The organism is Vallitalea pronyensis (assembly GCF_018141445.1).
Classification (GTDB): domain Bacteria; phylum Bacillota; class Clostridia; order Lachnospirales; family Vallitaleaceae; genus Vallitalea; species Vallitalea pronyensis.
This window is the reverse complement of record NZ_CP058649.1, coordinates 464,817-488,417: the sequence shown is the minus strand read 5'-3', so window position 1 is coordinate 488,417 and position 23,601 is coordinate 464,817. Positions and strand designations below refer to the sequence as shown.

The following is a 23,601-nucleotide window of genomic DNA, read 5'->3' as shown; positions in this document are numbered from 1 at the left end:
GGTATGTGTGTAATATCCAGAACATACATAAAAGGAGCAATCCTTTCTTAGCGACTGCTCCCTCCTTCATGTGTTTGTTATATACTTGTCATATAAGCCCCATCCACCTCCAGATCCGTTACAATCTTATGGAAATTAATGGCATTAAACAGCCCATAAGTAAAATATTCTTTATCAAAGAAAGAGTCAAAATAACCTTTTCTGAAATCTTCAAAGGTTTCTTCTTCATCTTTCACGAAGCCTATACCCATTTCCACATCATAGATACCAAAAATACGATCAAAGATATCCCGATTGAAATGACCTTCCGGTATAATAAATCCTATTTTATAAGAAGGATTGTTCTGCTCTTTCTTGGTGAATATACCAAAGATGGATTTACGATTGGTATTTTCTATGGGCATGACCGTATGTTGGTATCCTGCATCTTTTACATAGCGTTCAATGACCTTAATATTATCTCTCGGCACACTATTATCAACTGTACAACAGAAGTTGGTATTAATGACCATAAAAAACGACTTTTTTCCTAATAAATGGTCCAAGGCTTGAAATCGAAAATTTTCTTTATCTTTGTTTTTATAATAATCAATAAACGTTCTACCTAATTTCTCATCTTTTCTAACTGTCACAGGGTGCTTCATCATCATCACTCCTCATGTAACAAGTCCATGGCCTATGCCGTATGCTTGTCATTATAGTTTTAGTATAAACGATTTTAATGTTATTTAAAAGCCTCTAATCGATAAATAGGCATACCCAATCCTACAAACTTTTCTTCGTATTCTGTCATCACATTACCTTCTAAATAGGGGCTGTTATGTAAATCCCTTGTTACTTTTTCCACCTTCCAATGATGTTTTTCCATCTCTTCCAGTGAATAATCAAAAAGTAGCTGATTATCTGTCTTGAAACATATCTTTCCACCTGATGTTAATACCTTTTCATAACGTTCTAAGAAACCATGATGGGTTAATCGCCTTTTATCATGTCGGTCCTTGGGCCATGGGTCTGAAAAATTAAGGTAGATACGCTCAATCTCTCCTTCTTCAAAAACATCCAGAATTTCTTCCACATCCATGCGTATAGCGTATAGGTTCTCCATGGCTTCATCATCCAGATTACCAAGGGCTCTTACTAAAACATTGGTAAATTTCTCAAATCCTATGTAATTCACATGGGGATTCTGCTTGGCTAAGGTACTTATAAACTGCCCTTTACCCATACCAATCTCAATATGGATAGGATGGTTATTGCTAAACTGTGTGTGCCACTTACCTTTTAGACACTTTTCATCCTGAATAATCTTAGGATGATTCTCTAATTTCTCTGTTGCACCAGGGATACACCTTAATCTCATGATATACTCCTTACTTCAATCTATTTATAGGATACTGCTTCCATTCTACTTAACATGTCATTGTATCATTCTATATTATGATTTATGAATCTTTAAATGTCAACACACAAAAAAAACCTATCCATGCGGGATAGGCTAAAAGCTTTTATATATAAATAAAAGGGGGGTAGTTTCTACGTTATTATCGTAACATACAAATATGTCTAAATTATGAATTTAATATTACTATTAGATGTAAAGTTTTGGAACATTAGCCAACTATTTATTATCTTATTTTGCAACCACTAAGCCCATAAAATAAGCCTTTTTAGGTACTCGCACTTTTAATTATAAAGCATGCAATGTTACAAATAAATGTCATGAAAATACATATATGCCAAATATTACTATTAACCTCTGTAAAACTTGTCTATTATTTATCAATCAATAATCCCTTAAATATTCACCAAACAAGCAAGAACATATGAACTTTTAGCCGTATAAAAAGGTAAGGATTGGTATAGCCTAACATTAAGATGGCATGCGAAAGAAAATATGTTGTCATTCATGGAGGTGTCTAATGAAAACCCAAACCAACAATCAACTGGATGATTATAAGGCTCTGGATCAAGTCATAGAAACATACAAAGATGAACAGGGTACCCTCATTCATATTTTGCAAAAAGCTCAAGATATATTTGGTTACCTGCCCATGACCGTTCAATCCTACATTGCTGAAAAATTATCCATTCCAATCTCAACCATTAATGGGGTGGTCAGTTTTTATTCCCTATTTTCTCAAGAACCAACAGGTAAATATACCATTGGCGTTTGCCTAGGTACGGCTTGTTATGTAAAAGGTTCAAACGACATTCTTGAAGCCATTAAAGAAGAATTAGGTCTTGATGTAGGTGAAACCACATCTAATAAAATGTTTACCCTTAAGGCAACACGGTGTATTGGTGCGTGTGGTCTAGCCCCTGTTATCACCATTAATGATGATGTATATGGCCGGCTATCACCATCGGATATCCCGTCCATTATTCATAAATATACGAAAAACACATAAAGGAGATGAAGCTATGCAATATGAACCTATCCGCTCCATGGCTGAATTGAGCAAGCTCCAAGAAGAGCACTATCAAAAGCTTGTTCTTCGACTAGGTGAAACTTCTCTCGATGAAGAAATTCATAAATTCCATATCCTCGTTTGTGCTGGAACAGGTTGCACCGCTTCCAATAGTGGGCAAATACTTCACAAGCTGCAAAAAGAGGTAAAAAAAAGACATCTTGAAGACCAAGTCAAAGTATTTAAAACCGGTTGTTTTGGCTTTTGTAAACTGGGTCCCATCATTGTGGTTCACCCTGACCGAACCTTCTATTGTCAAGTTGACGTTACAGACGTGGATGATATTCTAGAAGAACATATTGAAAATCATCGTGTTGTGGAAAGGTTATTATACAAGAACCCTCGAACCGATGAGGTGCAGCAAAAGATTGATGATCTGGATTTCTTTAACCATCAACAGCGTATTGCATTACGTCATTGTGGTGTTATAGACCCTGAGAACATCTATGAATACATTGCCTTGAAGGGTTATGAAGCTGTTGGAACCATCTTAGATGACAAAACGCCTCCTGATGATGTCATTGACACCATCAAAACATCTGGCCTAAGAGGGCGTGGAGGCGGTGGTTTCCCAACAGGTAAAAAGTGGGACTTCGCAAAATCCTATGAAGGTAAGAAAAAATATGTGGTATGCAACGCCGACGAAGGTGACCCTGGTGCTTTTATGGACCGTTCTATTCTAGAAGGCGATCCTCATAGTGTGATTGAAGCTATGCTGGTAGCTGGTTATTGTATTGGTGCTGACCAAGGGTTTATCTATGTACGAGCAGAATACCCCATCGCTGTTGAACGATTAGAAATTGCCCTAGACCAAGCTAAAAAGTGCGGCTTATTGGGACAGAATATCTTAGGTACAGGCTTTCATTTTAATTTGGATATCCGACTGGGGGCAGGTGCTTTTGTCTGTGGTGAAGAAACAGCTCTTATATCTTCTGTCATGGGACTACGTGGCGAGCCAAGACCAAGACCTCCTTTCCCTGCTGAAGTGGGTCTGTGGGAGAAACCAACCCTTAATAATAACGTAGAAACCTACGCCAATGTACCGGCCATCCTTCTCAAAGGAGCTGATTGGTACAACAGCATTGGCACCGAAGACAGTAAAGGAACGAAGGTCTTTGCTCTAGCTGGTCAGATTAATAACACTGGGCTTATTGAAGTCCCTATGGGGACAACCCTAAGAACCATTGTCTATGACATTGGCGGCGGTATTCCTGGTGATAAGACATTCAAAGCTGTACAAACTGGTGGTCCTTCAGGGGGCTGTATTCCTGAAAAGCATCTGGATACCAAGATCGATTATAAATCCTTAACAGATATTGGCTCTATGATGGGTTCTGGCGGTATGATTATCATGGATGAAACCGATTGTATGGTGGATATTGCGCGGTTCTATCTGGAATTTGCTACAGATGAATCTTGTGGAAAATGTGTTCCTTGCCGTATTGGTACTAAAAGGCTGTTAGAAATATTAGAAAAAATCACAGAAGGAAAAGGTGACATGGAAGACCTTGATATTTTAGAAGAACTCTGTGTCAATGTTCAAAACGGTTCCTTATGCGGTCTTGGGCAAACAGCACCTAATCCCATATTAAGTTCCATGAACTACTTCTTACATGAATATAAAGCCCACATTAAAGAAAGACGTTGTCCATCTGGTGTATGTAACGCACTTCTTCAAGTGGTGATTAACGATGATACATGTATTGCATGTGGTATCTGTGCAAAGGTCTGCCCAGTGGATGCCATTACAGGAGAAAGGAAAAAGCCCCCTTACCACATCCATCAAGATATATGTATTAAATGTGGTGCCTGTATTCCAAAGTGTCCCGTAGATGCCATTTATAAACGGTAAGTATGGTAAGAAAGGAGGTCAATCTATGGAAAACATACGAGAAAAAGAAGAACAAGCCTTAAAAGATCAACACGTTACGGTCTATTTTGATGATATTCCCTATGACGTACCCATGGGTATGAGTGTACTAGAAGCAGCAAGACTAGTTCATATTGAGATTCCCAGCTTATGTTACCTAAAAGATATTAACGAAATAGGGACATGTCGGGTATGTGTGGTGGAAATTCAAGGCATTCGAGCCCTTCAACCCTCATGTGTGTACCCTGTTCGAGACGGTCTAAAAATAAAAACCAATACAAAAAAAGTCCGTGATGCCAGAAAAGCCGCTGTTACTTTACTGCTATCCAATCATCACAGAGAGTGCTTAACATGTATCCGTAATCTTAACTGTGAATTACAAAATGTAGCCGATCAGTTAGGTGTTCGTAACATTCCTTATACAGGCGAGATGCAGGATTATGGCTATTTTAGTGATAATGTCTTCATCACAAGAGATTATAATAAGTGCATTAACTGTAGACGCTGTATGGCCATATGCAATAAAATTCAAGAGTGTGATGTCTATTCGCCCCTCTGGCGTGGTTTAGAGACGGTCATTGCTCCTGCGTTTAAAAAAGATTTAAGTGAAGTATCCTGTATCACCTGTGGTCAATGTGTTATTGCTTGTCCTACAGCATCCCTATCTGAAAAGGAATGTATTCGTGACGTCTGGAAGGTTCTCAATGACCCTACCAAACATGTTATTGCTCAAACTGCTCCTTCTATTCAAGTCACCATTGGAGAAGATTTTAACATGCCAGTCGGTACATTTGTAAGGGGTAAACTGGTAACTGCTCTTAGGCGCCTTGGCTTTAACAAAGTCTTTGCAACGGATGTCACCGCTGACCTCACCATCATGGAAGAAGCCAGTGAGTTAAAGGAGCGGGTTACAGAACATCCTGAACGCTTACCCTTATTATCCTCTTGCTGTCCGGCTTGGGTGAAATTTGCAGAGCATTTTTATCCTGATTTACTCCCCAACCTATCCACGTGTAAATCACCTCATGAAATGTGTGGTGCCATGACAAAAACATGGTATGCACAAAAGTATGGTATTGACCCATCAACCATTGTTAATGTAGCCATCATGCCTTGTACAGCCAAAAAATATGAAGCAGCCCGTCCAGAAATGACCTCAGATGGTTTTCGAAATGTAGATTATGTTTTAACCACCAGAGAACTGTCTCGTATGATTCGCTCTGTGGGTATTGATTTTGATGATTTAGAAGACAGCAAATATGATAAACCTTTTGATCAATTCAGTAGTGCCGGTACCATATTTGGTGCAACAGGCGGCGTGTTAGAAGCGGCTGTTCGTACAGCTTATTATTTCATGACAGGCGATGAAATGGGTGTACCTGATTACGAAGACGCCCGTGGGCAAAAAGGTTTGAAATACGGAAACGTAGCCTTTGGTGATCGAACCCTGACCATTGCCATTGCCCATGGTGCGGGCAATGCTAAAAAAGCCCTCACAAGGCACCTAAACGGCGAAAAAACCTTTGATTATATGGAGGTTATGGCATGTCCTGGTGGTTGTGTTGGTGGCGGTGGTCAACCCATTTTAGGGGGTAAGGATCAAAAAAGAATCTCCTTAGATTATCGGCATAATCGAGCGGATGCACTCTATAACATTGATAAAGGCAGTAAGATACGTAAATCATATGAAAACCCTGTCATGCAGGAAATCTATGATGAATTTCTTGGTAAACCTTTATCCGAAACGGCTAAGAAGTATTTGCATACGAGTTATGTGAAGCGAGGGCGCTTTCCTTATTTGCGGGAAGGGGATAAGTCATAAAGGAAGTTATATATTAAATAAATGGAAAGTGTCAGAACTTTAAGTTTGACGCTTTCCATTATGTAGTATATAACTAATTAAGTTAATATTTTTTAAGTGCATTAATTTTTAAAGTTTAGTAATTAACTAGTTATCTATAGCACCTAACTATTGTAGTATCTAGAATAAAAAGACGTAACAAAATATAGATTGGACTTGAGTCATTACAGTAGACACAAGTCTACTTCATATGAAAGTAAGTTTATAACAGAGGACTAATTATAGAGCATATTATCCTCTTAAGCTACTAACTGAATTCAAATAAATATTTAAAAAAGATATGGTATAATTACATTATTAGTATTATATAACAATCATCATATTACATAACATTTAAAACTAAAGATAACTTTGTATTATGGGAGGAAACAGAATATGTCTGATGGAATTTTTAAAGATACGATGGCTAATATGAAATGGACAGATATTCAAAATTATGTGGATAAAAATGCAATTGTTTTGTTACCGTTAGGTGTTATTGAAGAACATGGTCCACACTTATGTTTAGGAACGGATATATACATTGCACACATTCAATGTACCTTTATTAAGCAAAAACTCAAAGAGAGAGGATTTGAAGTTGTTATTGCTCCACCGTTTTATTGGGGCATATGCCAGTCAACTGGGAGCTTTATAGGTTCTTTCAAAGCACGGAAAGAAACTGTAAAGGCATTACTTTTTGACATAATGGCTTCACTGGCTGAATTTGGATTCAAACATGTTTATGGGATAAATGCCCATGGTGATATAAATCATAGTGTCGCATTGATTGAAGCTTTTAAAGAAGTAACGGAAAAACTTAGAATAAATGCTCGTTATGCTTTTGCACAAGATATTATGCACCACTATGGACTTAATGGTGATGAACCATATATATGCTCGATAAAACCTACAACTATAAATGTAAGCTCATCAAAATATCCAGATGTTCATGGTGGGGACATTGAAACAGCCACAATGTATAAGTTTTATCCACATTTAACGGATGTTAAAAAAGCTAAATCATTACCCCCAGTAGAGCTCGGAGATGATAAAATTATGACATGGTTATATGGCGGTCATACAAAAGAACTTTCACCCGAAGGATATTTAGGTGCTCCAGCAGATTTTGAAAATGTTAATGTATTGAGTAATTTACAAGATATAGCTTATAGAATATCTGAGACAATCATTGATTGTTTATAAATAAACTGTTCTCAATATACAAAAGGAGATGTTGTTAGTCCTAATTCTCTTTGGTACAACATTGGGTTTGTAAACTTTACGGTCTCTAGGTACAACAATATCAATCTTGTCAAACTGTATTGAACAGATTTCCTTAAGCAAAGAAAAACCTCTTTGGTTACTTATTTAGATAGCCAAAGAGGTTGGTAATATTTCCTAATATACAAGAAACTCTATGCCTTCAAAAGTAATACGTCATACAAAACATGACAAACGAAACGTCCCCTTGTCATATGTTCGCATGTCATGTTTTTGTCATTTAATTGTAATAACATTCTCACATATTGTAATTTAATGCGATTATATTTATAATAATCGTACTAGTTTTCTACATTCTTTTTATTTGATACATGCTACACTAATACTAGAAAGGAGGTTATGAAAGTGAATAAAAAGTTTTTTCGTATCATCTTAACGCTAACACTTATATTCAGTATGTCAATGACATCGTTAGCTTTACCTAGAGAATGTCCTGAGTGTGGTTGTAGTGGAACATACAAACAAGTGGTTGTAACCTATGACGTTGAATTTAAGGGGTATGCTATAGGCAATGACTATTTCCCACCTAGCATAGAACTTCCACATGCAGATAGAGTATACGATCTCCAAAAATATAGATATAATATATGTACTTCCTGTTTTTATAGGACGGAAAAAGTATACTTTAGTAATTTAGGCGTTCGTTTTAGTCCTGATGAGCCTCAACCAGAAGTAACCGTTGATCCTTATCCTATTGATATTGGTCCATGATAGTACATAGTAATGCTTTTTATAGCCCTTTTTATAAAAAGGGCTATTTATTGTATTAATTGTAAACAGTGGGCGTTATCCTAGATTATATTAACAAACCATCTTTTTGATTCATATCAATAACACGCTAACCCATTTCCTCACTACCTCTATCACCCGTTTTCACTTTCCTAAAGGGTACCTCAAGTTCGATGGTTTGATTTTGCCAGAAAAACATTTTGTAGGCATCTTCATACACAAACCAAGCTTTTGACCTACCATCATTTTTATGGATGATGATATCACTCCATGAGAAAGAGATATCTTTGACATCGTGAATCATCAAAGGGTTGATAGTAGTCTTATGGGTAATGGTATAATTTTCTTCATCATAGCTAGGATTTATATTAATACTATAGATCTTATTTTCTTGATCCATTGCAATTGCCGTTGGAAATATCCTTCCATGCCATATTTTTTTTATGTTTGGCACTTGATCTATTTTATACAGTAGTTCAGTATAGATTTTGTGACGACCTGATGTATAATCATCTAATCCTCCTATGTAGTAAATATCGTCATTGATATCCTGTACTATATTATCATACTCTCCAGAAATCAACTGCTTTATATTGTCCATGATGAAATGAAGGTGGATATTCTCATCTTTTATATCAAACCAATGGAGGTTTCCGTTATGATCTAAAGCAAATCCATAGCCTATGTCTTTCATATTTTCAAATAGCAGTTTGGCTACTGGTATGTCTTTCAAACTAAGTGCCAGCACTTTCTCATAGGTATAAAGAAACCAGCAACGTCCTTGATTATCTAGAATAAGTATATAGATATCATATTTGAGAATTTTAGTCACATCTGAAGCTTTTAAACCATCAGGGAGATAACCAACGATGTGTTCTATCACTTTGGTTTTTCTGGCTGAATGTACTTCAAAGCTCCAGATAACACCATCACTTTGCAGGCAAATCCTATCATCAATCAGAACACCTTTATTCATACCAGGTATAGGAATTGGGTTATATAATTGATAGCCTCCTGCTCTGGGCCATCTAAGGTAGTACCAGACAGACCCTTCTGTGTCAAGAATGGTTTGATTTTTATACTGTTTTATTGATACACGAAGTTGTTCATAGCGTTGATCAGCATTGTTATTAAAATAAACATCACCTTTATCATCTAATACAAAACAACCCAGATACTGCCTATTATCAATGGCTACTATTTGATGGTCTTCCTTAAATGCTTTTAAGTCAAAATTAGTGTATTGACAATAATAGTCTAACTCTGATTCTGTTAAATCCATTTTTTTTACAGCTTTGCTCATCTGCCATGAACTAAGATCATGATTGTATGTTTTTTCCCATTCCCAGATAAATCCTTCTTCATCTAATGCTCGATAGAAATCCTTATGACATGAAATCTTTATCATCTTAGGTATACTTTCCTTCTCTCTATAAGATGCTCCATGAAAATATATGCTGCCTAACTTGCCAAGGGCAATGAATACGTCACCATCTCCTGTAACATCTTGAATGGGTTCTGGAAACGCCATCGGTACATATTGATTGGAGCTGTCATCACATATCCAGACACTTCCATCTAATTGTATAACAATAAAATCACCATAGTTATCCATATACATACCTGTGATACACTTTAGTTGATAGGGTTCCCATGTGGATATCTTGATTAACCCATCCTCAACCCTTTTATAACGTGGTTGCATCTTATCCTCTAAATGTTGTTGATGTTTATTGATATACAATGTACCATCTTTTTTTAAAGCATAACAAAGAAAGCCTTCCGCTACATTGGTTAATGTTTTATGTTGAACAAATTGCTTCTTATTATCAAAATACCACCAATCACCATTAACAATATAATTGCCTTTTTCTAGAAAAAAAGCATGTCTAGAATTCTCTACGATTGTGGCCATTTTTGTAAGGTATACAATCGCTTCTTCCACAGTGACAGAAGCCGTTAGTGTGGTCACATCCTCTACATTATCTGTCATGAGATCATTCCCAACTGCAAGCTCAACGGCTTCTAATGATCCTTCATGAATATCTTCCAATCCTTCCATATGACTGAGGTCAACCTCTCTATCAATGACAATCTGTCTATCTAATGCTGTCTCTAACCGTTCCATGGTCCTTATGATGACAACCGCTATTTCTTCGTAGGACATTGGATCATCTGGCTTAAAAAGGGAAATGGATTTACTTTGGATGATGCCCATGGTATAAGCTTTATGTATACTTTCATCATCCGTATCCATAAAAGGTAACTTAGATGTTGTTTCAATGGTTTCATGGGTTAGCTTTTCATAGGTACTTACGACATAGGTATAGAATGATTGTCTTGTGATGGCTTTTTGATATTGTAAGTCTTCTTCAGCAGCGATTAAGTCTATTTTTTTTGCCATGTCAATATATGGCTTAGCCCAAGGACTAGGTTCTTCTTGGGTATGCCCAGCTTTTAACTTGAATCCATTATATTGTATGGCCGCTATCAGCAAAACACTCAACACCATTACCTTACTTATTTTTTTCATCTACTTACACACTCCTCATTACAAATGGTAAAAAAATGCAACTTATCTATACACATATTTTATCACATATATCTGGTAAATAGATAATATAATCATTAAGTTTCCATTAAATTAAAGCGTTTACGACTATATTTGCTCAACTTACTCCATAAACGAGTGATGGGTAACACACTAGAACCCTTTATATAAATCCATTAGTCAATAAACGTATGAAGTAATCAACACAGATGAGAGATTGTTGTTCACCATATGAAGGACAACCTCATATTATATGTAATATAATAAGTAATTTTATTTATGAATGATGATTCGGAGATTGGCTATTAGCGCATATTATGGGGGGCCTTATATGATCTGGATTAGCGAAAAAGTAATTGTCACTTTACGAAAATATGATGAGGATAAAGATATGACGAAACTCCTGAATAAAGTGGATGAATTATATGCTTTAGGCATTCGACGATATCGATTCAATCTTGGTAAATTAAGCAACAAGCAAACCATTGAGGATACGTTTATCGTTATTAAAAAAATGAAATCTTTGTATGGAGACATTCGCATTATGGTTGATCTAGGCTATCCTGGAACCGGTGTAAGGTTTCAGTTGCCAGCAGATGAGAAGAAACGAAAATTCAGTAAAGATGAAGTAATTTTTTTCATCAGTACCCAATACAGTGGACAAGAAGCTTATAACACGTTACGTATCAATGCCCATGACTTACGTCCGCTTTTTACAGAAGGTCAATTGCTGTATTACCGTGATGGCGATGTTATGTTCCGTGTTGTATCGTGTATCAGTCAAGATAAAGTATCGGTTATACCACTAATGAACATTAAAATCAAAGCAAATGCAGCCATAAAATGTGGTACTTTTATTAAGGACCATGATACACATGGTATGGTCATGTCCCTTGTGGATGATGCACAGCCTGAAGAAATTGCCTTATCTTTTGTTGAAAATCCCAAAGATATCCTTGCTTTAAAGAAAGAACTCACCTACAGTTCCTATAAGATCATCAGTAAAATTGAGACCACGAAAGGCTTATTGCATCTTGATGACATTATAGATCACTCCCATGGCATCATGCTTGCTCGGGGGGATCTTGCCTTTAACAGTCCTCTAAGTGATTTCTATTATAATCAGAGTAAAGTCATTCGAGAAACACGCCTAAGAAACAAAGACATCTATGTGGCTACAGATATTCTTAGTTCCTATTGTAAATTGGCCTTTCCATCACGAAGTGATGTGATTGATTTAGGGCGTATTATTGCTGAAAATGTTTCTGGTATCATTCTTAATGGTAATCTTGTATCCAGCCAAAATTTTGAACAAGCTCTTCATCTCATTGAAGACATGTATATAAAGTTTGCAAAAGGTCTATTAGTCTATGATTGTTCATGAAATTCCTTTAATAGGCCTGGTTAATGTCATGAGCCATCACCTTCTTTGATGATGACTCATGTATTTTCTTACAAGGTTACTATTCATTAATGGTCTTATAAGGTATTTTAAGGGTTAGGCCTCCTTTAGACGTAAGGAATAAGCATGATAGGCTTCTTTAAAACGATACCCTAACTTTTCTGCAAGCTCCAATGAACCCTTGTGGGCAGCATCCCAATGAGGGTATTTTTGCTGTTGGATACATGCCAGAATAAGGGCAGATGCACATGCTATAGCAAGACCTTTACGTCGGTGCTCTTCCTTGGTTGTAATCTGTACCTCAATACCACCATCATATACAGAATAAGATGATGCTCCACATACTAGATTCCCTTTATAGACCACGCCAAACCCGATACCTCTATCCAAAAAATCTTCAGCTGAGGCATAGTTTAAGCCAAAACACATGGACCATTCCTTGGTCATGGCCTTCTGGTACAATGCTTCATCAAATGGTTTAATCGTATACTCAGCAGGTAGTTGCATGATATAATGCTGTAATTGCTCTTTGTCAAAGGCATGCATATCTTTTACCGTTGTATAACGCTCATAACGTCTGTATCGCCCTTTATAAGCTTCTTCAATAAGTGCACCCCATCCTGTATCATCTGGCATGGCATTAATATAGGCATCTTTGTAGGACTTAGGTATATATCCCACAAGGGCTTTAGCAGCTTCACTGGTATAATCGCCACCATAAAAAACATAATTGCCTACGATAATCATGGCACATGTGGGGTTTTCTAATTGATCCACCCAAGCCTGCCCCATCTGCCCATCCAGATAAGCATAAACTAATGTGTCCTCTGCACCATCAAAAAAATGTTTTATGATTTCTATACTGTCTTTTTTTAACGCTATCATATCACCCATATTCTACACCCTTTCATTATGTTCTTAATACACCATAGACTACCTTCGGCTTAACTATCTATCATTAGATTCTATGATATGACCCATTTCTTATGCCACACGTCATCTCTAAATGCTATGGAAAAGCCAATGGACAGATAAAAGTCTTGAGAAGAACCCACATACATCTTCTGGGCACCTAGGGCTTTAATCCGGTTAATACCTTCATAAATGACGGCTTTCCCAAGACCTTTTCGTCGATATTTCGGTATGGTACCAACAGGTTCTAGAATACCCATACGATTGGTTGCATCGTACCAAATTGTGGCAAAAGATGCAACGTCACCATGAGGGTCCAGTACGTATAGGTCTAATGCTGGTTGGTAGTCTGGTGCATGTGGCATGGTTTTATAGCCAGCTACACTCTTCTTATAACCTTCTGGCGTTTTTGAATTGCTGTGCCCAAAAGCACGACTATGGGCTAATCCTTTTTTATGATGATCCACCCTATGCCCATCACTTATATAAAACCCTTCAGGTAATTGGACTAAGAAATTGTCATCCAAACCCATCACAGCCTTATCTTCTGCCCAAGATTCTACAGTATACTGTCTGTTCTTCAATAGCTCTTTTATTTGCGTTCGTTCAGGATTCACTCTTAAATAGATATGTCGCTCATTCTCCTTTTCATATGCCAGCGTACTTTCAGCGTAATCAATCATGTCCTTGAGACATTCATGGGAGTAGACCCTTGAGCAAAGCTGTATGAAGGCCTCTCCTTTATTCTCGCCTTCTGAGTGAACGACAGATAGAATGTTATCCTCTTCATCTACCCATAAACCTACTTTCTGGGACCATGCTGAAACTGTACCAAACATGGGTTGCACAAAATAGCGGCAGAAATTCCATCGTTCAATAAACCAATTGTAATGGTCCGATGATTGAGAATAGGTTTTTTGTAAGAAATCCCTTATCTTGATAAAATCAGTTTCCTTATATGCTCTTTTAATTGGTGTCATAAAAAGTCCTCCTCTATATTTTGTAAATGTTACCCTATTAAACAAAGGGTTTATTTTAATCGCCTAACTTCTAAAACCGTATAGGATACCGTGTTCTTGGTCTCCCGATATAGCAATAAAAGGTGATTCATAAGCATACCTAGTAGTATAAGTAAAATGGAAAAACTTAATAAGAAAAGTGGCACCACATAAGTTTTATCCAAATTGTCTATGAACATAAAGCCCAGAAAAATCATTAAGTAAATACCCGATAGGATGTAAGCACATTTGCTTCCTATTTTCTTAGCACGCAAGAAATAACCTACTTCCTTAAGGAACTGACCATGCTTTACCTTATTCTGCTGCTTAACATGCATATGCTTTACATGTAATCCGCAAAGCTGGTACATAAGATTCCTTGTGTTTTCCTCTTCTCGCTGATGTTCCATCCGGTTAAGGCTCCTTCTTGTCACTAACCGCATGATATTGCCACCTAAAACAATGGATGCCTTACCCCTTTGTTCAAAAATCTTATTAACTATACCATTAAGTATACCCTTTTTGTGAGGGCGTAGGAATACCATATCGTTATGTTCTTCGATTAAATTGTTATACATCTTGTGCATATACTGACATGTATCCCCGTTAACATGGGTCTCTATTTCATAAATATAATCGCCAATGGATAGATCCATACCTGCCATGATGCCACATGCCTTGTTTTGACACTGACTTAATGTGACCAAAATAACATGCCCATTAATCATCCTTTTGGCTTCTTGTAGTAACTCATTAGACGTTTCATCAAGTCTCTCGCCTAGTATTACGATGATTTCATAGTTCTCCACAAAGTCGCCCATAGCATGAGCCACATCATAGAGTTGCTGTAAAAAGCACTGTATCTCACAATCCTTATACATCACCACTGAAAAATACCCTTGTTCTTTCATTCAATCACCTTCTTCAAATCATAAACTGTATTGATTTTACCGGATAATACGGTCATTAATGTAGGACCTCTTTGCTGATCCCCATCTATCTTAATGATGGTTGGTCTAGCATCATCCATCTTGGATGTCTCTAAGAGCGGTTTTATGGCAAACAAGGATGTCTTGTACTGAATACCCATATCCATTGCCAGAAATTTATTGGCCATTTGCTTCATACTGTTATAAAAAGACTTAGGCCTTGCTGAACATGTATTACAATTGGCTAATTGCTCCATAGTACATAATGGATTATGCTGTTGACATTGAAACGTTGGTAAGGCTTCATAACAAGCCTTATGATGCGTAAAAGTCACAGAAGTTAGAGAATGATACCCTGAAAATCCAAACGGCATAATGGAGAAAAACGGTCCATCCATAAGGGTCAACCCTAGATCTTTGTACAGATTTTTTACTTGACACAGGATGATTTCACTCATTTCATAGCGAATAGGAAAAGGGTCCACATGAAATTTCTTTAACACCTGATTGACGCTGGCATAGGTTGTATTGATGACCTGAGGTGCAATAAACACATGCCCATCATCTGTTTTTATATGATACTTCTTTCCCTTAATCGTCACGTCCTTCAAGCCCACTTGATAATGGATGGAACATCGCTTCGTTTCTCTAAGTTTTTCATGGAAATAATCTTTGATACACTTGGCATCCAGTACATATTCTTCTGTTAAGAATGCCTGTTCCACTAAATGTGGTTTGTAATACGTTTGTGTAGCCACTTCTCTACAAGGAATACCAGCCTTCTCACAAAAACTTTTAAACTGTTTGCTGTTTGTCATGGAGTAATGCTGAGCAATACCATAGATCTTCGTTAACTTGCTGGATATAGCAAAATGAAAATCTTCATAAAATCGTCTAAAATAGGACGCTGATTTCATGGCTGTAGCATAACTTCTGGGATAATGATAACCTCGATGTACCCTTGCTTGGTTGATATAGGACGCTCGACTAAAACTATCCTCATCGTATTCCAGTACCACAGTCTTATACCCATTTTGGACCAATAACTGACTGGCATATAAGCCATACATACCTGCCCCTAATACAATGTAATCCGCTTCAATCACCATACCCATCACCCTATCTCTTTTATAAATCTTTTAATGTCTGCCATCACATGGTTCTTTGAATACATATATGGTGAATGCCCATCATGTTTTACATAGCGTGAACGTACATCATAGAGCATGGGCTTTGCATCTGTTTCATTAAGAAAGTCCTTCTGAAAGCACACCTGAGCTAATTCACGGGCTGTTATAGGCTCAGAGTTTACATGCAATAAGCTTATCCCCGCCTTCATGGCTCTCTGAACATCCTGCCATAGATAAGCCAAGTTATAATATTGATATTGGCTGTCCTTATGGGTCCAATGCAAACACTGGTCATGGATTAAATCGTATAAAAAGTTCTTCTTCAGCCCCTGACCAAATAGGGCTGGTAAGCGCACAATCAAATGCTGTTCAAAATGTTCCCTTACGAATGTTTCAACCATATAGCGGTGTTTTCCATATGAATGCAACCCATCTGTATCCACGGTTGTGTCTTCATCAACAGCAACGGGATACTTATACACATCTACGGTTGACATTAAAACAAGATATCCACAGTTGACCCCTTTTAAACTGTTTATAAGTTGATAGATGGCTTCCAAGTCTTCCTCTGGGAACTTATTGGCATACCATTTGGTACCATACATGCCTGCACAAATAATCAAATCATATTGCTTACCCCTTATTTCTTCTATGTTTTTCCGGTTATACTTCCCATGGCATACAAGCTGTCTATTCAGATGGCTCCCAACTAGACCTGTATAACCAATTAATGCTGTTTTCATTGTTTGACACCTCATCACTATTCTTAATCTGTCATTGATGGTACCCTTTAAAGACCTTGCTTAATCCTGGTCTTCTATGGCATCACCAAACATATCTAAGATATTCCCCAACAATCTTCTTAGCTTTCGACTTTTCATGAACTGAGGATAATCGACTTGCATCATTTTAACAAAAGTTTTATACCAATATATAAAATCTTTTCGATGACCTAGACGGTTAATCTTCTTTCTATCTTTAAAGTTCCATGGCTTAAATCCTGCATAATGCAGCCCATAAAGTAAATCAATAGTGGGATAACCGCCAAACCCGTTAAAAATTAAATCTATGTTGTGCCATCTGCCAGCCCAGTGAACGGTGGCATACTGCATTTCCGGCCAATTAAATACATCACCAATCAGTTCTCTTACGTCATCCCGTTTTACATCCTCCATCACATCTTCATAGTCTTTCATATTAGGGGACAACACCCATAAAGAACTGTTAATACCCATGTTATTGGGATTCTGGATAACCCGATGGCAGATTTCTTCAGGCACTAATGCACCATGAGGACAGATAGGGTCATAGGTGCGATGCCATATCCACTTCTTCGTCTTTTCCACATCTTCTGGAATGATGTACTGTCCATCCTCACCATACTCCATGGTATATCGTTTCATCTCATTGCATGTACCAGCAGGTGTATCCAGTCGAAATAATTGGTCATAATGTTTTCGAGGCAATACATCTGCATCCAACACCACAACTTTGTCATATTGAAACCCTAAGTCGCCGTCCTCACCTAATCTTAAGGCGTGAAATCTGGTGAATAAAAAGGGACGATCTTGTCTTTTCTGGCGTCTCTTGTGATGTATAAAAACTTCTTTTACATTTACTACATAATCATAAATGTTAGCAATAAGTGCCTTAGCTTGTTCCGATATATTTTCAGTGACTAAGCATACCAAATCTGCATGGTAATGACCTTGTCGCAGTTGATTACCCTGCATGAGAATACCTGGAAGAAAGTGATCATTCATCATAAGAAATGTCACAAAAGCATACCTGCGGCTGCCATCTTCCCTTGTCATCACAAGGGGCTTACTATCCATCGTTTTCAATATTCTTCACCTCTTTTTTTATATACATGTTCTTCGTGAAGAAATATACTTGCTCAAATTTAATAAGACCATCTTATTCTGTTTTTATGCTTATCCTAATATAAGGTATAAAAAAGCTATAAATGAACACAGTTGTCATTTATAGCTTCTGTCGTATACGCGATTCTATGTAGGCTCATACATTTACACCTAAAGACGACTTTTCCTTCTTTTTTATTGCTTCAAAAAGAATCTATCAACCACTTATAAGTCACCTTACCTACTATTTCTCATGTCAGCATGATTTACATACCCTATAGAAGGGTACAAAAAAACATGCCTACAAGCATGATGTATAAACGTTCTCCATATGCATACTAAACTTGTGTTCTTAACTAAATCATCGCAAAGAGTACCACAAACAAAGCCATCTCTGACCTGCTCTTACTATCTCTTCACTTCTTATTCAATTTGATTATTTAGTTAAGTGTTTAGACATTGCACAACCTCTTCTCCTATTATTTAATTTCATTATAGTATAGCCCATGGGGACTGTCAAGGTATAAAAAAATGATGGGATACCGTATCATGAAAGTTTGTTGGTTAGAATTGTTACTTTCATGATACGGCATCTTTTGATGGGGTAAGGTTATATTTTCAAATGCGCTAATATGGTACGCGTATATTTACGCTTGGTTATGATGTAAAAGATACCTGTAAAAAGGGTATAAATCAATACAAGATAAGCTGTATTCATCAGTAGTTTATCATATATGCCCGTACGTCTATACAATAGGGCTATAAACCCTAATCCTGCCAGCCCACCTAGTATAACGGGTATAAAAAAGACTGGTTTTATTTCATCAGCGATTGCTTGTTTTATTTCTTTTACCATAATACCTGTTTTATAAAGCATGGCATATTTAACTTTTGCCTCTTCCATACTGGTATAAACTTTAAAATATAACATAACACCACTTGATATAAAGAATAAAATACCTATTAATCCTGTTATGAATAAGGTAAAGCCAAATACCGCTATACCTGCCTTCATTTCTACAAGATTAGAAGACACATGGAAATATTTTTCATAGCGATATCTAAAAATCCGCTCATTTGCTTTTTCTTCGCCATATTGTGCTCGAATAATATGTCTAAGGACTTTTTCCGTTGTTGGGTCATCCTTAAAATTAAACATATGCAATGTTGATGGTGCCAAACCATACGTATGCATAACGGTGGTATAATCATCATCATCTAATACAATAAGAGTCTGATTTCTAAACAAACGACTAAAGCTTTCATTACCCACAACTTCATAGATTTCTTCACGAACGGTATACGTGAATTCAGGGTTATTTCCTTCTTTTATCTTGAGAATCTCCCCAGATTTACCCCATACCTCTTCATCCCTTGATCGAATAGATACAACTTGGCCCGCCTTAATATCGGTTAATTCTTGATGGAGGTGGTCTTTAATGGCTGATTCTGACACAAAGGACTCTCTTGATGCTATTATTTCGCCTCTATGGGGATAGTGTAACGTACTTTGTATAAAATCCAATGTTTTCGCTTCTGTCATATTGGCAGATTCTTGGTCGATAATTTCATATAATTTTTTTCTTGATAAATTGTCTCTATCTGCCATTTCCATATACACCACATCATAAGGGGTATATTTGCTGGTCATATCTCTACTTATTACATAGACGCTGTAGATAACGCCTACAAAAAAAACAACAGTGCAACTTAGTATGGTCACACTAAATAAAATTTTACGATATCCGATAAAACGATAATTAATCGTAGATAGACCGATGATGTGTTTGTAGTATCTTTTTTTACTGCTTTTAATCATAAGCGCACCAAAATGACTGATAACCAGATACAAGCCAACACTAAACAATACAAGGACTAATATCACCGTGTCATTGCCTTTTAAACCAACTTGTATGGCATAATGGATGTAACCATAAGCACCACCAACCATGACAAGCCCTAGGAGTCCAATTACCCATGAGGATTTACCCTGCTGTGACCGCCTAGTATCTTTCATTAATTCTGTTAATGCCAATTGTCGCATATAAAACTTACGTTTAATGTACATAAAACTGTTAATCACCATAAACAACAAGAACGTTAAACCATATGCTTTTGGATTGAGCATAAAAGTCATGCCATCAAATTCAAGTATACTGACGCCTGCCATAAAGAATAACCTAGATAACACACTACCGGCTACAATACCAACAATAAATGAACCAGTGCTGATCATCACATTTTCAACACGTATGGTCTTTTCAATATCTTTCTTACGCATCCCAAGGGTAAGAAAGAGGCCAAATTCTGCATTTCTCCCCCGCATAAAAGAACCATTCACATAGCTGATAAACATAAAGCAGAAAATCACCAGAGCAAATAAACACAGTCTCAGGGTTATTTCGATAACTGTTCCCTCCGTGTTTTTTACAATACTATCGTTATAATAAAATGTAGCATACATGGTTAAAACCAGTACATTAAAAGAGCTGCATAAAAAGTAAGCAATATACTGTCTAAAGTTGTATTTAAAATTCTTGATGACAATATCCCTGAAGGTCATCGACGATCACCTCCCAAAATAGCTTCACAGTCCAAAATCTGATCGAAGAATTCTTGGCGTTCCCCTTTTTTGACAATTTCCATTTCAATGGAACCGTCTTTGATAAAAATAATCCGATGGCAAAAACTGGCTGCAAAGGGATCGTGAGTCACCATTAGAATGGTACTGTTCCTTTCTTTGTTCATCTTAACTAAGGTTTGCATCATGTTATTAGAAGATTTGGAGTCTAAGTTGCCTGTGGGTTCATCAGCAAGTACAATACTTGGTTCATTTATTAAGGCTCTACTAGCTGCTGCTCTTTGCTTCTGTCCCCCTGACACATGATAGGGGTATTTGTCTTTGATGTCGTAGATATCAAAAAAATGCATGATGTCCTGAGCTCTTGCTTCCATTTCTTTGGTTTGTCTTTTGTCGAGAATCATGGGAAGCATGATATTTTCTCTTAAGGTTAGACTGTCCAGTAGGTTGAATTCTTGGAAGATAAAACCGATGTTTTGTCTTCGGAATAACGCCAGTTGGTCTTTTTGTAAGCTTTCCATGTTGTTGTTCATGATTTTGATGGTGCCGGATGAGGGTTTGTCGATGCCACCCAGGATATTGAGTAGGGTTGTTTTGCCACTTCCTGAAGGTCCCATGATACCTACGAATTCGCCTTCCATTACTGTAAGATCAATACCACATAAGGCATGTGTTTTAGTGTCTTTGTTGCCATATATTTTTGTGATGCTTTTTGTATCTAATACGGTTTTCATGTGTTGCCTCCTGTCTTGGGTTGTAAGCCTTGGGCTTGTTGTATGTATAGTATAGGGGTTGGGGGGTGATTGCGCCATTGAATAGGCTTACAGAAAGCTTACAGTTTTGAAAGGGTTGGGCTTATGGGATGTTTCCGTAAGTTAAGGACTTAATATTTGGGGCTAGGGGTTGTTGGAAGATACCATAGGGTGTGCTTTTCAGGCACCTAAACGTCCGTGTTTAGAGTGCCTGCGCTCACCGTCCGTGGTTCGCTTGACGCACACCCTATGGTATCTTCTTGTGATGTTGACGTTGTATTAAGTCCTTAACTTACTGGTGTGGTGGGTATATTTTTGGATAGGGGCTTCATATTCTGCGTATGTTGTTGCTAATGGCGTTGATAGTTTTTGTAATTTTAGGATGGGTTATGTCAAGGGAATGGGCAAATTGTAGGGCTATAGATAACCAAATTGTTTTAAAGTGTGTTTTCGTTATTTTTGGTTAGACATTTGATTTCTACGGTGGTGCCTTTTCCTTGGGTTGATTGGATGGTAAGTTGGTGATTTAGCTTGTTGGCGATCATATGGCAGAGATAGAGTCCCATACCGGTGGCATTTTTATGGTGTCTGCCGTTTTCTCCGGTGAAGAAGGGCTGGTATATGCGTGGTAAGTCGTATGGGGGGATACCTATTCCTTCGTCTTTTACGTAGAGGTAGGTGTGGGTGTGGTCCTGTTTTATGTTAAAGTAGAGATTTTTGCTTTGGTTTTTGGTTGTACTGTATTTGATACCGTTGGAGATAAGCTGTTCAAGCATGAAGCGGTACCATTTTTTATCGGATAGAATACAGCTATTATCTGGGTTGCCTTCAATTACAGGGAATACATTATGATAGATGAATTGTTTTTTATGATTATTGATGACATCTTTTAGGAGCTTAGATAGGGAGACGGGTTCGGGTTGATAGTCCTTGGCAAATTCTTTTAAACGAACCATGTTAAGGGCTTTATCCAAGTTATCAAGGATTTTATTGTTTTCTTGGCGTATGTCATGGATGAATACCTGGTCATCTGGAAACCTTTCGTCCAATTTTTGAAGAATAAGATGGATAACAGAGACAGGTGTTTTGGTTTCATGAATCCATTGATAGAGAAATCGGTTATTGACTGTATTTTCCTCTTGAAGGGTACTAAGCCTTTCCATGTAGTGTTTATGCAACTGACGAAGGGCTTTTAGCATTTCCTGGTGCTCATATGTATCTGCTGACACATCATAATGGGGATCAACTTTGGCATCTTGGATTTTTTGATGAAATTGGACATAACGAAAACCTACCCATATGCCATAGCATACGAAGGTAAATAGGGATAGGATTATAGGATAAGCTATGGATACTTGACCGTCGGTTGAAAAAAAATAAAACATAATAATCAAAGCCGTATTGATAAAAAATACACCTATCACACTGGTTTGGTCCTTTATAAATCGTACCAAAAGTTCTTTATAAGGCACCGCTTTCAAAAACATATCCCACACCTCTTTTTGTTTTAACCACATCCAAAAGCCCTGCTTCCTTTAATCTATTCTTAACCCGTGTCACGTTAACCGTCAACGTATTATCATCCACAAAAGCATCCTCATCCCATAGTACCGTCAATAAATCCTCTCTGGACACCACATGATCCACATGTACCATGAGCATCTTAAGTAATGTAAATTCATTCTTACTGAGCTCATAAACCTGCCCATGATAGTTCATCTTAAAACTACGTTCATCCAGTGTAAGACCCTTAACCCCCATTACATCACGTCCAACATCACCATACTCCCCATAAACTCTTCTCAAAAAAGCATTAATCTTCGTCAACAATAACTGCAAACTAAAAGGCTTCGTTATATAATCATCCCCACCCAATTCAATGGCCCTAATCTGCTGTATATCCTCTGTCGTCGCAGACACAAACATAATAGGAACCTTAGACTTCTTCCGAATAGCCCGACAATAATAAAATCCATCATAATAAGGCAGATGGATATCCAACAAAACCAAATCCGGCTTAATGACATCAAACTCCTCGTCAACCCGCTTATAGTCTTCCACCACATAAACCTCATAATCAAACTTCTCCAAATAAGCCTTCATATGATCCCTCAAACCTCTATCATCTTCCACTAAATAGATCTTATACAACCCAAACACCCCTTCTGCTCCTTCAACGTCCTAACATCATCATTCATTCCCTCTATTATACTACACCACCTAACACATAAACAACACGAAACATCTTTCAAACAAATATCCCCCTCACCTATCTATTCCTAAATTTATTCAC

At 37.3% G+C, this 23,601-nt stretch carries 19 protein-coding genes; 6 read left to right on the top strand and 13 right to left on the bottom strand.

Annotation, left to right across the window (positions count from 1 at the left end; all coding sequences use genetic code 11):
• Positions 1-77 precede the first annotated feature (77 nt).
• Complete coding sequence (locus tag HZI73_RS02050) at positions 78-650, bottom strand: hypothetical protein (RefSeq protein WP_212696605.1); 573 nt, start codon at positions 648-650, stop codon at positions 78-80.
• A gap of 74 nt (positions 651-724) precedes the next feature.
• A complete protein-coding gene (trmB, locus tag HZI73_RS02045; RefSeq protein WP_212696604.1) occupies positions 725-1,360 on the bottom strand; it encodes a tRNA (guanosine(46)-N7)-methyltransferase TrmB in 636 nt (211 codons plus the stop codon).
• A 559-nt stretch (positions 1,361-1,919) separates the two neighbouring features.
• Between trmB and HZI73_RS02040 the strand changes: the two genes are divergently transcribed.
• The 5 genes from HZI73_RS02040 (at position 1,920) to HZI73_RS02020 (ending at position 8,173) form a co-directional block, all read left to right on the top strand.
• A complete protein-coding gene (locus HZI73_RS02040; RefSeq protein ID WP_212696603.1) occupies positions 1,920-2,408 on the top strand; it encodes an NADH-quinone oxidoreductase subunit NuoE family protein in 489 nt (162 codons plus the stop codon).
• Between the two features lie 118 nt (positions 2,409-2,526).
• Positions 2,527-4,320 (top strand): NADH-quinone oxidoreductase subunit NuoF, encoded by a 1,794-nt coding sequence (locus HZI73_RS02035; protein WP_334300227.1) that lies wholly within the window; start codon positions 2,527-2,529, stop codon positions 4,318-4,320.
• Between the two features lie 25 nt (positions 4,321-4,345).
• Positions 4,346-6,160, top strand: a complete 1,815-nt coding sequence (locus HZI73_RS02030) for an NADH-dependent [FeFe] hydrogenase, group A6 (RefSeq protein WP_212696601.1) — start codon at positions 4,346-4,348, stop codon at positions 6,158-6,160.
• A 414-nt stretch (positions 6,161-6,574) separates the two neighbouring features.
• Entirely contained in the window at positions 6,575-7,384 is an 810-nt protein-coding gene (locus HZI73_RS02025) for a creatininase family protein (protein ID WP_212696600.1), read from the top strand.
• A 423-nt stretch (positions 7,385-7,807) separates the two neighbouring features.
• Positions 7,808-8,173, top strand: coding sequence for a hypothetical protein (locus HZI73_RS02020; RefSeq protein WP_212696599.1), 366 nt, complete (start codon positions 7,808-7,810; stop codon positions 8,171-8,173).
• Between the two features lie 127 nt (positions 8,174-8,300).
• Here the strand turns inward: HZI73_RS02020 and HZI73_RS02015 are convergent, their stop codons facing one another.
• Complete coding sequence (locus HZI73_RS02015; RefSeq protein ID WP_212696598.1) at positions 8,301-10,724, bottom strand: hypothetical protein; 2,424 nt, start codon at positions 10,722-10,724, stop codon at positions 8,301-8,303.
• A gap of 349 nt (positions 10,725-11,073) precedes the next feature.
• Here HZI73_RS02015 and HZI73_RS02010 point away from each other — a divergent pair, with 349 nt between their 5' ends.
• Entirely contained in the window at positions 11,074-12,126 is a 1,053-nt protein-coding gene (locus HZI73_RS02010; RefSeq protein ID WP_212696597.1) for a pyruvate kinase, read from the top strand.
• 114 nt (positions 12,127-12,240) lie between these two features.
• Here the strand turns inward: HZI73_RS02010 and HZI73_RS02005 are convergent, their stop codons facing one another.
• From HZI73_RS02005 to HZI73_RS01960, 10 genes are all read right to left on the bottom strand, one after another.
• Entirely contained in the window at positions 12,241-13,038 is a 798-nt protein-coding gene (locus HZI73_RS02005) for a GNAT family N-acetyltransferase (protein WP_212696596.1), read from the bottom strand.
• A gap of 71 nt (positions 13,039-13,109) precedes the next feature.
• Positions 13,110-14,036, bottom strand: coding sequence for a GNAT family N-acetyltransferase (locus tag HZI73_RS02000; protein ID WP_212696595.1), 927 nt, complete (start codon positions 14,034-14,036; stop codon positions 13,110-13,112).
• A gap of 50 nt (positions 14,037-14,086) precedes the next feature.
• On the bottom strand, positions 14,087-14,965 hold the full coding sequence (locus HZI73_RS01995; protein ID WP_212696594.1) for a glycosyltransferase family protein: 879 nt from the start codon (positions 14,963-14,965) through the stop codon (positions 14,087-14,089).
• Positions 14,962-16,098 (bottom strand): NAD(P)-binding protein, encoded by a 1,137-nt coding sequence (locus tag HZI73_RS01990; RefSeq protein WP_212696593.1) that lies wholly within the window; start codon positions 16,096-16,098, stop codon positions 14,962-14,964. The genes HZI73_RS01995 and HZI73_RS01990 overlap by 4 nt, the downstream gene beginning before the upstream one ends.
• The gene (locus HZI73_RS01985; protein WP_212696592.1) at positions 16,098-16,856 is read right to left on the bottom strand and encodes an NAD(P)-dependent oxidoreductase; all 759 of its coding nucleotides are present in this window, start codon (positions 16,854-16,856) and stop codon (positions 16,098-16,100) included. Before HZI73_RS01985 ends, HZI73_RS01990 begins: the two co-directional genes overlap by 1 nt.
• A 60-nt stretch (positions 16,857-16,916) precedes the next feature.
• On the bottom strand, positions 16,917-17,957 hold the full coding sequence (locus HZI73_RS01980; protein ID WP_212696591.1) for a glycosyltransferase family protein: 1,041 nt from the start codon (positions 17,955-17,957) through the stop codon (positions 16,917-16,919).
• A gap of 628 nt (positions 17,958-18,585) precedes the next feature.
• Entirely contained in the window at positions 18,586-20,538 is a 1,953-nt protein-coding gene (locus HZI73_RS01975; RefSeq protein WP_212696590.1) for an FtsX-like permease family protein, read from the bottom strand.
• Positions 20,535-21,290: an ABC transporter ATP-binding protein gene (locus HZI73_RS01970; RefSeq protein ID WP_212696589.1), complete on the bottom strand. Its 756-nt coding sequence runs from the start codon at positions 21,288-21,290 to the stop codon at positions 20,535-20,537. The genes HZI73_RS01975 and HZI73_RS01970 overlap by 4 nt, the downstream gene beginning before the upstream one ends.
• Positions 21,291-21,745: 455 nt before the next feature.
• On the bottom strand, positions 21,746-22,795 hold the full coding sequence (locus tag HZI73_RS01965) for a sensor histidine kinase (protein WP_212696588.1): 1,050 nt from the start codon (positions 22,793-22,795) through the stop codon (positions 21,746-21,748).
• Positions 22,770-23,459 carry a response regulator transcription factor gene (locus HZI73_RS01960; RefSeq protein ID WP_212696587.1) on the bottom strand — a complete coding sequence of 230 codons (690 nt, stop codon included), beginning with the start codon at positions 23,457-23,459 and terminating at the stop codon, positions 22,770-22,772. The genes HZI73_RS01965 and HZI73_RS01960 overlap by 26 nt, the downstream gene beginning before the upstream one ends.
• Positions 23,460-23,601: the final 142 nt, after the last annotated feature.

Excerpts from the sequence above, each read along its gene's own strand:
- HZI73_RS02005 (WP_212696596.1), bottom strand. The coding sequence starts at position 13,038 with ATGGGTGATATGATAGCGTTAAAAAAAGACAGTATAGAAATCATAAAA.
- HZI73_RS01970 (WP_212696589.1), bottom strand. The coding sequence starts at position 21,290 with ATGAAAACCGTATTAGATACAAAAAGCATCACAAAAATATATGGCAAC.
- HZI73_RS02030 (WP_212696601.1), top strand. The coding sequence starts at position 4,346 with ATGGAAAACATACGAGAAAAAGAAGAACAAGCCTTAAAAGATCAACAC.
- HZI73_RS01975 (WP_212696590.1), bottom strand. The coding sequence starts at position 20,538 with ATGACCTTCAGGGATATTGTCATCAAGAATTTTAAATACAACTTTAGA.
- trmB (WP_212696604.1), bottom strand. The coding sequence starts at position 1,360 with ATGAGATTAAGGTGTATCCCTGGTGCAACAGAGAAATTAGAGAATCAT.
- HZI73_RS02040 (WP_212696603.1), top strand. The coding sequence starts at position 1,920 with ATGAAAACCCAAACCAACAATCAACTGGATGATTATAAGGCTCTGGAT.
- HZI73_RS02050 (WP_212696605.1), bottom strand. The coding sequence starts at position 650 with ATGATGATGAAGCACCCTGTGACAGTTAGAAAAGATGAGAAATTAGGT.
- HZI73_RS02000 (WP_212696595.1), bottom strand. The coding sequence starts at position 14,036 with ATGACACCAATTAAAAGAGCATATAAGGAAACTGATTTTATCAAGATA.
- HZI73_RS01995 (WP_212696594.1), bottom strand. The coding sequence starts at position 14,965 with ATGAAAGAACAAGGGTATTTTTCAGTGGTGATGTATAAGGATTGTGAG.
- HZI73_RS02010 (WP_212696597.1), top strand. The coding sequence starts at position 11,074 with ATGATCTGGATTAGCGAAAAAGTAATTGTCACTTTACGAAAATATGAT.
- HZI73_RS02015 (WP_212696598.1), bottom strand. The coding sequence starts at position 10,724 with ATGAAAAAAATAAGTAAGGTAATGGTGTTGAGTGTTTTGCTGATAGCG.
- HZI73_RS01985 (WP_212696592.1), bottom strand. The coding sequence starts at position 16,856 with ATGAAAACAGCATTAATTGGTTATACAGGTCTAGTTGGGAGCCATCTG.
- HZI73_RS01965 (WP_212696588.1), bottom strand. The coding sequence starts at position 22,795 with ATGTTTTTGAAAGCGGTGCCTTATAAAGAACTTTTGGTACGATTTATA.
- HZI73_RS01990 (WP_212696593.1), bottom strand. The coding sequence starts at position 16,098 with ATGGGTATGGTGATTGAAGCGGATTACATTGTATTAGGGGCAGGTATG.
- HZI73_RS02025 (WP_212696600.1), top strand. The coding sequence starts at position 6,575 with ATGTCTGATGGAATTTTTAAAGATACGATGGCTAATATGAAATGGACA.